The following is a 10957-nucleotide window of genomic DNA, read 5'->3' on the forward strand; positions in this document are numbered from 1 at the left end:
CGGCCCGGCTCGGCCGTGGGCAGTCGTCCGCGTGCGGCCGACTCGGCCGCGGCGGCCGTGTACAGCAGCGGCCAGACGTAGCGCTGTTGCCCGGGCGGGAAACCGGCCTCCACGACCTGGTCCAGCACGGCCCGGACCTCCAGGATCCGGCCGCGGGCCGCCGCGAGTTCGATGGCCCGGCCCGCGGCCTGGAGGGTGTACTGCGGTTCGGTGTTGTGGGCGCCGTAGTGCTCCCGGGCGGCGGCCAGCTCGCGCTCCGCCGTGTCCCATTCGCCGCGCGCCAGCGCCAGTTCGGCGAGCCGGTTGGCGGCGGTGCCCTGCGGCTTGGTGCCGAGGGCGAGCCGCCGGGTCTTGCGGGCCGCCGCGTCCGCCTCGCCCCAGCGGCCCAGGGCGAACAGCGACTCGGCCAGATTCCCGTACAGCCAGGCCCGGGAGTCCACCAGGCCGACGCGGTCCAGGATCCGGGCGCCCTCCTCGGCGGTCTCCACCGCCTCGGCCGACCGGCCGACCCCCTCCAGTGCCGAGGCGAGATTGACATAGCACCGCCCCAGGACGCTGATGTCGCCGAGGGCCACGGCCCGTCTGCACACCTCACGCATCTCGGCCAGCCCGCGCTCGGTGTCGCCGGAGTCACCGGTGAAGTAGCCCAGTGTCAGCCGGGCGTTCAGCTCCGTGCTCTCGGCGCCGACCATCCGGGCCAGCTCCACCGCCCGTTCGGCTGCCGCCAGGCCCTCCGGTCCGGGCCGGTGGGTCATCGTCCAGCCCGCCACGTGCGCCATGACGTCGGCGTGCACGGGGGACGGCGGCAGCCCGCGCACCAGCTCCTGGGCACGGCTCAGCTCCGCCCAGCCGTCCCCGCGCGCCAGGCCCTCCATCAGCTTGGACTGCTGGGTCCAGAACCAGGCGGCCCGCAACGGGTCATGACCGCTTCCGTCCAGCGCCCGCAGTGCCCGCTTGGCGACGGCCAGCGCCCGCTCCCGCTGCCCGGACATATGCGCGGCCACCACCACCTCGGCGAGCAGATCGAGCTGGCGCAGCGCCTGGTCCTCACAGCCGCGGGCGGGGTACACCTCGGCGTAGTCCACGGGCCGCAGCGCCTCGCGTATCTCCTCGGGGGCGTCCTCCCACAGCTCCATGGCCCGCTCCAGCAGCCGCAGTTGCTCCGCGTGGGCGTAACGCCGCCGCGCCTCGACGGACGCCTGGAGCACGGCGGGCAGGGCCTTGGCGGGGTCGTGGGCGTGATACCAGTAGCTGGCCAGCCTGGCTGCCCGCTCATCGGCCCGCACCAGCGCGGGCTCGGCCTCCAGGGCCTGTGCGAAGCGCCGGTTGAGCCGGGAGCGCTCCCCGGGCAGCAGATCGTCGACGACGGCCTCGCGCACCAGCGCATGCCGGAAGCGGTAGCCGCTGTCGTCGGCGGTGGGGCGCAGGATGTTCGCCCCGACCGCGGCCCGCAGCGCGTCGATCAGCTCGTCCTCGCCCAGCCGGGCGACCGCGCGCAGCAGTTCGTACTCCACGGAGGAGCCGCCCTCGGCGAGGATCCGCACCACGCCCTGGGCCTCCTCGGGCAGTGCCTCGACCCGCACCAGCAGCAGATCGCGCAGGGATTCGCTGAGCCCCGTGCTGCATCCCTCGTTGAGGGAGCGGGCGATCTCCTCCACGAAGAAGGCGTTGCCGTCGCTGCGCTTGAAGATCCGGTCGGCCAGATCGCGCTCCGGCTCGGCCCCGTTGATCCCGGTGAGCTGGGCGTGCACCTCGCCCCGGGTGAAGCGGGACACCTCGATGCGCCGCACCTCGCGCATCCGGTCCACCTCGGCGAGGAAGGGGCGCAGCGGATGGCGGCGGTGGATGTCGTCGGAGCGGTAGGTGGCCACGACCAGCAGCCGGGCGCTGAGCAGCGAGCGGAAGAGATAGCCGAGCAGTTCGCGGGTGGAGCGGTCGGCCCAGTGCAGATCCTCGATGGCGACGACGAGGGTGCGCTCCGCGGCCAGCCGCTCCAGCAGCCGCACGGTGAGCTCGAACAGCCGGGCCCGGCCGTCCCCGTCGTGGGACGCGCGGGCGGTTTCGCCCAATTCGGGCAGCAGCCGGGCCAGTTCGCCCTCCTGCCCGGCGGCGGCCCCGTCCAGCTCGGTGCCCAGCTTGCGGCGGAGCGAGCGCAGCACGGTGGACACGGGCGCGAACGGCAGCCCGTCGGCCCCCATTTCCACACAGCCGCCGACCGCCGCGACGGCCCCCGCGGCCACGGCCGAGGCCAGGAACTCGTCGATGAGCCGGGTCTTGCCGACCCCCGCCTCCCCGCCGACCAGCAGCACCTGCGGCTCGCCCGCGGTGGCGCGGGCGAGCGCGTCCTCGAGGGTGGCCAACTCCTGGGCGCGGCCGACGAACACCGGGCTGACAGACGTGGTGTGCACGTCGTCGAGCATCGCATAGGGCCCTGACAACGCGGCACCGGCTTTTCCGGCCCCCGCTACCTCGGCCTCCGTCCCGGCTGCCACGACGAGCCGCACGGCCCGGCCTCCCTCAGGCCGCCGTGCGGTACGACCGTGGTGAGCGATGGCCGCGCCACCGCCGGACCGGCCTCCCCCGCCCTCCGGACTCGTGCTCGGCCGACCGGCCACCCGACTCCACCGCCTCCCTGACCAACCGGCGGGCGGCGGCCTCCCGCAGCAGCTCGGCCTCGCGAATCCGGTGCAATGCGTGGTGCAGCATGGTGTTCTCCCTGGTGACGAGCGTTTCGTGGAATGCGTCCACTCTCGTCGCCCAGGTAGGTCCGGCACATCGGGAAGCTGCCTGATCTTCGCTCGGCCCAGAACCTTAGGCCCCTTGCCCGCACGGCTGAGGAAGCCTGAGGAAGGTCCTCAGGACAGAGAAGGGCACCTTAGGGAACCGGCGAGCGTGCCGTACCGGCCCGCGCCGTAACGGCCCCTGGCTGTCCCGGAAGCGGCAGCGGCACCGGCTCCTGCCCGGCGGACCGGCCCTCTCCCTCACCCTCCGCCTCGATGCTGATCTTCGGCAGCAGCCGCTCCAGCCACCCCGGCAGCCACCAGTTGGCGCCCCCGAGCAGATGCATCAGTGCGGGCACCAGGAGCGTACGGAGGACGAAGGCGTCCAGGGCGACCGCGGCCGCCAGCCCGATGCCGAACATGGCGATGATCCGGTCGCCGCTGAGCACGAACGCCGAGAAGACCGCGATCATGATGACGGCCGCGGAGTTGATGACCCGGCTGGTCTCGGCGAGTCCCACCCGGACCGCGGTGTCGTTGTCGCGGGTGCGCCGCCACTCCTCGTACATCCGGCTGACCAGGAAGACCTGGTAGTCCATGGAGAGCCCGAAGAGCACCGAGACCATGATCACCGGCAGGAAGGGCTCGATCGGACCCGCCCTGCCCAGCCCGAGCAGTTCGCTCCCCCAGCCCCATTGGAAGATCGCGACCACCACGCCGAAGGACGACGCGACGGCGGCCACGTTCATGACCGCCGCCTTGATCGGGATGCCGATGCTGCGGAACGCGAGCAGCAGCAGCACGCATCCCAGCGCCACCACCACCCCCACGAACAGCGGCAGCTTGCTGACGATCACCGCGGCGAAGTCGTCGTAGCCCGCGGTCAGCCCGCCGACGTACACCCGCAGCGAGCTGCCCTCCTCGGCCCGGGGCAGCACCTCGGCGCGCAGCCGTCCGACGAGGTCGGAGGTGGCCCGCGACTGCGGTGCCGTCTTGGGGACGACCGTGATGACGCCGGTGTCGCCGCCCCCGTCCAGGTCCGCGGCGCTCACCGAGGCGACCCCGTCGATGGTGCGCAGGACCTTGGGCAGTTGGGTGAAGGCCATACGGTCGTCGGCCCCGTCGATGCTGCCCATCAGCGTCAACGGCCCGTTGAAACCTGGCCCGAATCCATCGGCCAGCAGGTCGTACGCGCGTCTCGTGGTCGAGGCCGAGGAGCCGTTGCCCTGGTCCGAGGTGCCCAGGTGAAGGGAGAAGGTGGGGAGCGCGAGCACCGCGATGAGGGCGGCCGCGGCGGCGCCCAGCAGCTTGGGGCGGCGTTCGACGCAGACCGCCCAGCGGGCGCACAGCCCCTTGGTCGCCGTGGCTTCCGGCCCCCGCTCGGCCAGCCGTCCGCGCTCCCGCCGGCTCAGGGCCCGCATGCCGATCAGGCCGAGCAGCGCGGGCAGCAGGGTGAGCGAGGCGGCGACCGTAAGGGCGACGGTGAGGGCCGCCGCGACCGCCACCCCGTTGAGGAAGGACAGCCGCAGGACCAGCATGCCCAGGAGCGCGAGACAGACGGTCGCTCCCGCGAACACCACCGCGCGCCCCGAGGTGACCACCGCGCGCTGGGCGGCCTGTTCGACCGACAGCCCGCGCCGCAGCCCCCGGCGGTGCCGGGTGACGATGAACAGCGCGTAGTCGATCCCCACGCCGAGGCCGATCAGCATGCCGAGCATGGGCGCGAAGTCGGCGATGGTCATGGCGTGGCCGAGCAGCCCGATGGCCGCGTACGCGGTGCCGACGCCGATGAGCGCGGTGGCGATCGGCAGCAGCGTGGCCGCGAGCGAGCCGAAGGCGAGGAAGAGGACCACGGCGGCCACGCCGACCCCGATGGCCTCGCTCAGATGGGCGGACCCGGTCCGCTCGGTGAGCCCGGCGCCCGCACCGCCCATCTCGACCTCCAGGCCCCGAACCCCGGAGGCGGCGGAGCGCACCGTGTCCAGCACCCGGCGCACCTCCGCCTCGCCCAGGTCGGCGGCGGGTTCGCGGAAGACCACGGTGGCGTAGGCGGTGTGCTGGTCGGCGCTGATCCGGCTGGTGTCATCGGTGCCGTAGGGGCCGGTCACGGAAGCGACGCCGGGCAGATCCGCGACCTGCCGCAGCGCCGCCGTCATCCGCCGCTCCATCCCCGGCGCGCGTACGGTGCCCGCGCCGTCCTCGGTGTGCCAGACGATGGTGTCGCTGTCCCCTGCCCTTTCGGGCAGCCGCCGCTCCAGCAGGGCGGAGACCTTGGAGGAGTCGGTGCCGGGGATGTCGTAGTCGTTCGAGTACGCGGACCCGGTCACGGCCGCCGCCACGGCGACCCCCGCGAAGGCGGCCAGCCACAGCGCGATCACGATGGCGCGGCGCCTGAGACACCAGCGGGCGAGTGCGGCCATGGCTGCCTTCCGGTTCCGGCGCCAGGGGCGGCGTGATGCGGTTGTGACCTGAGCACTCTGTCAGGCGGAAAAGATCCTTTGTCCCCTTTGTGGGCTTCACCACATGAATGAGCGGGAAGTCGGAGAGCATGACTCCTGCCGCGTCCCGAGGCCGCCGCCCGCGTATCGGCATCGGCGGTATCCACATCGAGTCCAGCACCTTCAGCCCGCACCGCGCCGCCTACGACGACTTCCGCGTCACCCGAGACGCCGAGCTGCTGGACCGCTACGCCTGGACCCGGCCGGACGGCGATCTGGCCGGGCGCGCCGAGTGGGTGCCCCTCCTCCACGCCGTCGCGCTCCCCGGCGGCCCGGTCGAGCGCGAGACCTACGACCGGATCAAGGGCGAGCTGATCGAGCGGCTGCGCCGGGCCGGTCCGCTCGACGGGCTGGTCTACGACATCCACGGCGCGATGAGCGTGGTGGGCCTGGAGGACGCCGAGGGCGATCTCACCGAGGCCGTACGGGAGGCGATCGGGCCCGACGCGCTGATCTCCGCCGCCATGGATCCGCACGGCAATGTCTCCCGCCGCTTCGCCGGCCGGCTCGATCTGCTCACCGCCCACCGGCTCGCCCCGCACGAGGACGCCTGGGAGACCCGCGAGCGCGCCGCCCGCAAGCTGGTGGAGCGCCTCGCCTGCGGCCGGGGCCGCCCGCATCTCGCCTGGGTGCAGATCCCGGTGCTGCTGCCCGGTGAGCGCACCAGCACCCGGCTGGAGCCCGCCAGGTCGCTGTACGGGCGGCTGGCCGCCGTGGAGTCGATGGACGGTGTCGTGGACGCGGCGATCTGGGTGGGCTACGCCTGGGCGGACGAGCCGCGCTGCCGGGCGGCCGTGGTGGTGACCGGCGACGACCCCGTGCTCGCGGTCGAGCAGACCCGCTCGCTGGCCCGCGACTACTGGGATATGCGCCGCGACTTCGCCTTCGTCGGCCCCACCGGCGGCGCCGACGCGTGCATCGCCGAGGCCGTCGCCTCCTCCGCCCGCCCCTTCCTGATCAGCGACTCCGGCGACAATCCCACGGCCGGAGGCGCCGGGGACCTCGCCTATATGCTCGGCCGGCTGCTGGCCAACGAGGAGCTGGCCACCGGCCGCGCCACCGCCCTGCACCCCGGGATCACCGATCCGGCGGCGGTCGCGGAGTGTTTCGCCGCCGGGCCGGGCGCGACGGTCCGGCTCCGCGTCGGCGGCGGGATCAGCCGGGGGACGGCGGACCACGCCGAGCCCTGCGAACTGACCGGCGAGGTGGTCGCCCTGCGCCGGGACGACCCCGTCGGCGGGGATCTCGCGGCGGTGCGGCACGGGGGCGTCACGGTGGTCCTGGTCAGCCGCCGCAAACCGTTCCACACCCTGGCCGACTTCGGCGAGCTGGACCCGCGCGACCATGACCTCGTCGTCGTCAAGATCGGCTATCTGGAGCCCGAGCTGTACGACCTGGCGGCGGACTGGCGGCTCGCGCTCACCCCCGGCGGGGTCGACCAGGATCTGGCCCGCCTGGGCCACCGGCGCCTCGCGCGGCCGCTGTACCCGTTCGACGACGAGGGGTTCGAGGTCCCGCATCTGGAGCCGCTGCTGCTCTAGGAGTGTCCGGTGGATCGTGGCGCCTGCGGCGGGTCACGCGGCGGAGCCGCATGGTCCGCCGGGCACTCCGTAGGAGTGCGGAAGGGCGCATACGACGGCGGCGGGGCGCGCCCTCGCGCACCCCGCCGCCGTCAGAAACGAAACGGACGAACGTCCGGCCGGTCAGCCCTCGACGCCCAGCTTCTCCAGGATCAGCTCACGCACCCGCGCCGCGTCCGCCTGACCCCGCGTGGCCTTCATGACCGCGCCGACCAGCGCACCCGCCGCCGCGACCTTGCCGCCGCGGATCTTGTCGGCGATGGCCGCGTTGGCCGCGATCGCCTCGTCCACGGCGGTGCCGAGCGCGCCCTCGTCCGAGACGACCTTCAGGCCGCGCTTGGTGACGACCTCGTCCGGGCCGCCCTCGCCCGCGAGAACGCCCTCGATCGTCTGGCGGGCCAGTTTGTCGTTGAGCGAACCCTCCTTGACCAGCGCGCACACCCGGGCGACCTGCGCCGGGGTGATCGGCAGTGCCGCGAGCTCCACCCCGTCCTCGTTGGCGCGGCGGGCCAGCTCGCCCATCCACCACTTACGGGCCTGGTCGGCCGGGGCGCCCTCGTCGATGGTGGCGGTGATCAGGTCGATCGCGCCCGCGTTGAGCACCGACTGCATCTCGTGGCGGGACAGGCCCCACTCCTCGCGCAGCCGGTTGCGGTAGACCCGCGGCAGCTCGGGAAGCCCGCCGCGCAGCTCCTCCACCCAGGCACGGGTGGGGGCGACCGGCACCAGGTCGGGCTCGGGGAAGTACCGGTAGTCCTCGGCCTCCTCCTTGACCCGGCCGGAGGTGGTGGAGCCGTCCTCCTCGTGGAAGTGCCGGGTCTCCTGGATGATCGTGCCACCGTCGTCCAGCACCGCGGCATGCCGCTGGACCTCGAAGCGCACGGCCCGCTCGACCGACCGCAGCGAGTTGACGTTCTTGGTCTCGGAGCGGGTGCCGAACTTCTCGACGCCCCGCGGGCGCAGCGACAGGTTCACATCGCAGCGCATCTGGCCCATTTCCATCCGCGCCTCGGAGACCCCGAGCGACTTGATGAGCTCGCGCAGCTCGGTCACATACGCCTTGGCGACCTCCGGGGCCTTCTCCCCGGCGCCGACGATCGGCTTGGTGACGATCTCGATCAGCGGGATACCGGCCCGGTTGTAGTCGAGCAGGGAGTGCTGGGCACCGTGGATACGACCGGTCGCGCCACCCACATGGGTGGACTTGCCGGTGTCCTCCTCCATATGGGCGCGCTCGATCTCGACGCGGAAGACCTCCCCGTCGACGTCGACGTCCAGATAGCCGTTGTAGGCGATCGGCTCGTCGTACTGCGACGTCTGGAAGTTCTTCGGCATGTCCGGATAGAAGTAGTTCTTCCGGGCGAAGCGGCACCATTCGGCGATCTCGCAGTTGAGTGCGAGCCCGATCTTGATGGCGGACTCGACCCCGGTCGCGTTGACCACCGGGAGCGAGCCGGGCAGGCCGAGGCAGGTGGGGCAGGTCTGCGTGTTGGGCTCGGCGCCAAGCGCCGTGGAGCACCCGCAGAACATCTTGGTCTTGGTGCCGAGCTCGACGTGCACCTCGAGCCCCATCACGGGGTCGTAGGCGGCCAGGGCGTCCTCGTACGACACCAGTTCAGTGACGGTCACGGAAAAACTAACCTCTCAGTCCGCGAGGACGTCGTCGTCGCCCATGCGCTTGAGCTCGCGGACGAGCAGGGCGACGCCGGTGACGATGGCGGCGGCCGAGACCACCGCGTCGGCCAGTTGCAGCTTGTCGTTCTCGAAGCGGGCCTTCTTGATCTGCTTCGCCACGCTGACCGCGCCGAAGAGCGAGCCCGCGATGGACAGGTAGGTGCCGGGCCTGGACTTCTTGAAGCCCTTGGCCTTCTTGATCGCACTCATAGCGTCTCTCCGTTCGCTTCTCCGCCCACGCGGCGCAGAGGTGCGGCTTTCAACGTCATCCGCGGCCCGGCGGCCGCGCGTGCGTCGCTCACAGGGACGGTGCCTCCTCGAGCAGCGGGTGACCCCACTTGTCGGCGAGCGCGGCCTCGACCGCGGCGCCGACCCTGTAGAGCCGGTCGTCGGCCATGGCGGGGGCGATGATCTGTAGTCCGACCGGCAGACCGTCCTCCGGCGCCAGACCGCAGGGCAGTGACATGGCCGCGTTCCCCGCGAGGTTGGTGGGAATCGTGCAGAGGTCGGCCAGATACATCGCCATCGGGTCGTCGGCGCGCTCGCCGATCGGGAAGGCGGTGGTCGGGGTGGTCGGCGAGATCAGCACGTCGACCCGCTCGAACGCCTTCTCGAAGTCACGCTTGATCAGCGTACGGACCTTCTGCGCGGAGCCGTAGTACGCGTCGTAGTAGCCGGAGCTGAGCGCGTAGGTGCCGAGCATGATCCGGCGCTTGACCTCCGCGCCGAAACCCTCCGCGCGGGTGAGCGCGGTGACCTCCTCCGCGGACTTCGTGCCGTCGTCGCCCACCCGCAGCCCATAGCGCATGGCGTCGAAGCGGGCCAGGTTGGACGAGCACTCGGACGGCGCGATCAGGTAGTACGCGGCCAGCGCCTTGTCGAAGGACGGGCAGGAGATCTCCTCGATCTCGGCACCCAGCTCCCGCAGCAGCTCCACCGACTCGTTGAAGCGCTGCATGACGCCGGCCTGGTAGCCCTCGCCCGCGAACTCCTTGACGACACCGATGCGCATGCCCCGCACGCTGCCGTTGCGCGCGGCCTCGACGACGGCCGGGACCGGCTCGTCGATGGAGGTCGAGTCCATCGGGTCGTGCCCGGCGATGACCTCGTGCAGCAGCGCCGCGTCCAGCACCGTGCGGGCGCAGGGGCCGCCCTGGTCGAGCGAGGAGGAGAAGGCCACCATGCCGTAGCGGGAGACCCCGCCGTACGTCGGCTTGACCCCGACCGTGCCGGTGACGGCGGCCGGCTGGCGGATCGAGCCGCCGGTGTCGGTGCCGATGGCGAGCGGGGCCTGGAAGGAGGCCAGCGAGGCGGAGGAGCCGCCGCCGGAGCCGCCGGGGATACGGGTGAGGTCCCAGGGGTTGCCGGTGGGGCCGAACGCGCTGTTCTCGGTCGAGGACCCCATGGCGAACTCGTCCATGTTGGTCTTGCCGAGGACGATCACGTCCGCGTCCCGCAGCCGCTGGGTCACCGTCGCGTCGTACGGCGGGATCCACCCTTCGAGGATCTTGGAACCGACCGTGGTCGGGATCCCCTTGGTGGTGAAGATGTCCTTGAGCGCGAGCGGAACACCGGCCAGCGGGCCCAGCTCCTCACCGCGCTCCCGCTTCTCGTCGACGGCGCGTGCCTGGGCGAGCGCCCCCTCACGGTCCACGTGCAGGAAGGCGTGCACCTTCTCGTCGACGGCCTCGATACGGGCCAGATGCGCCTCGGTCACCTCGACGGCGGTGACCTCGCCGGAGGCGATCCTGGCGGCGATCTCGGCCGCGGTGAGCCTGGTCAGGTCGGTCACGGTGGTCACTCCTCCCCCAGGATCTGCGGCACCTTGAAACGCTGCTGCTCCTGGGCCGGGGCGCAGGCCAGCGCCTGCTGCGGGGTCAGGGACGGACGGACCTCGTCCACACGCATGACATTGGTCAGCGGCAGCGGGTGGGAGGTCGGCGGTACGTCTTGGTCGGCGACCTCGGAGACGCGGGCGACCGCGCCGATGATGTCGTCGAGCTGTCCGGCGAAGTGGTCGAGCTCTTCGGCCTTCAGCTCCAGACGCGCCAGCCGGGCGAGGTGGGCGACCTCCTCGCGCGTGATGCCAGGCATGCAGCGATCCTCAAAGTGAGTGTGGAGTGTTTCGGCCCCAATCCTATGGCTCTCCACACACTGCGCGCGAAAGGCTTCGGGCGCGCCTGGTTGTGGGCAATCGTTCCTCCCCCGACTAACGCCGGGAGGTGCCCCCTGGCGAGGGGGGTACCTCCCATGCCCTTAAGGCTATGGGGGAGGGTGGGCACAACCCACCCACCGGCCCGCACCCGGCATCAAAACGCCCCCGCACCCGCACCCGCACCCGCACCCGCACCCGGCAACAAAACGCCAAGGGGCAGCACCGGCGCCGTACCCCTATGTCACCGGCTGATCCGCGTCCTCCTCGGCGGGAGCCTGGGCCTGGTCCGACGGCTCCGCCGGCTCACGGTGCCAGCCGCCCTCGCCGCGC

8 protein-coding genes are annotated in these 10957 nt (G+C 72.3%); 1 reads left to right on the plus strand and 7 read right to left on the minus strand.

The genetic code is table 11. The annotated features are described in order from the left end of the window. The 3 genes from KN815_RS29365 to KN815_RS29375 form a co-directional block, all read right to left on the minus strand. Nucleotides 1-2420: ATP-binding protein (locus tag KN815_RS29365; protein WP_253209311.1), on the minus strand; the 2420-nt coding region annotated here is incomplete at its 3' end. 97 nt (nt 2421-2517) lie between these two features. Continuing rightward, on the minus strand, nt 2518-2706 hold the full coding sequence (locus tag KN815_RS29370; RefSeq protein WP_216344910.1) for a hypothetical protein: 189 nt from the start codon (nt 2704-2706) through the stop codon (nt 2518-2520). A gap of 169 nt (nt 2707-2875) precedes the next feature. Then, a complete protein-coding gene (locus KN815_RS29375) occupies nt 2876-5140 on the minus strand; it encodes an MMPL family transporter (protein ID WP_216344911.1) in 2265 nt (754 codons plus the stop codon). A gap of 128 nt (nt 5141-5268) precedes the next feature. Between KN815_RS29375 and KN815_RS29380 the strand changes: the two genes are divergently transcribed. Continuing rightward, entirely contained in the window at nt 5269-6759 is a 1491-nt protein-coding gene (locus tag KN815_RS29380; protein WP_216344912.1) for a M81 family metallopeptidase, read from the plus strand. A gap of 162 nt (nt 6760-6921) precedes the next feature. Here KN815_RS29380 and gatB read toward each other — a convergent pair whose 3' ends face one another. The 4 genes from gatB to gatC all read right to left on the minus strand — a co-directional run bounded on the left by gatB (nt 6922) and on the right by gatC (nt 10566). Next, on the minus strand, nt 6922-8427 hold the full coding sequence (gene gatB / locus KN815_RS29385; RefSeq protein ID WP_216344913.1) for an Asp-tRNA(Asn)/Glu-tRNA(Gln) amidotransferase subunit GatB: 1506 nt from the start codon (nt 8425-8427) through the stop codon (nt 6922-6924). Between the two features lie 15 nt (nt 8428-8442). After that, nucleotides 8443-8682, minus strand: a complete 240-nt coding sequence (locus tag KN815_RS29390) for a hypothetical protein (RefSeq protein WP_216344914.1) — start codon at nt 8680-8682, stop codon at nt 8443-8445. Nucleotides 8683-8770: 88 nt separating this feature from the next. Further along, on the minus strand, nt 8771-10264 hold the full coding sequence (gatA, locus tag KN815_RS29395) for an Asp-tRNA(Asn)/Glu-tRNA(Gln) amidotransferase subunit GatA (protein WP_216344915.1): 1494 nt from the start codon (nt 10262-10264) through the stop codon (nt 8771-8773). Nucleotides 10265-10269: 5 nt separating this feature from the next. Then, entirely contained in the window at nt 10270-10566 is a 297-nt protein-coding gene (gene gatC, locus KN815_RS29400; protein ID WP_216344916.1) for an Asp-tRNA(Asn)/Glu-tRNA(Gln) amidotransferase subunit GatC, read from the minus strand. Nucleotides 10567-10957 lie beyond the last annotated feature (391 nt).

Source organism: Streptomyces niphimycinicus (assembly GCF_018883605.1).
In the GTDB taxonomy this organism is placed as follows: domain Bacteria; phylum Actinomycetota; class Actinomycetes; order Streptomycetales; family Streptomycetaceae; genus Streptomyces; species Streptomyces niphimycinicus.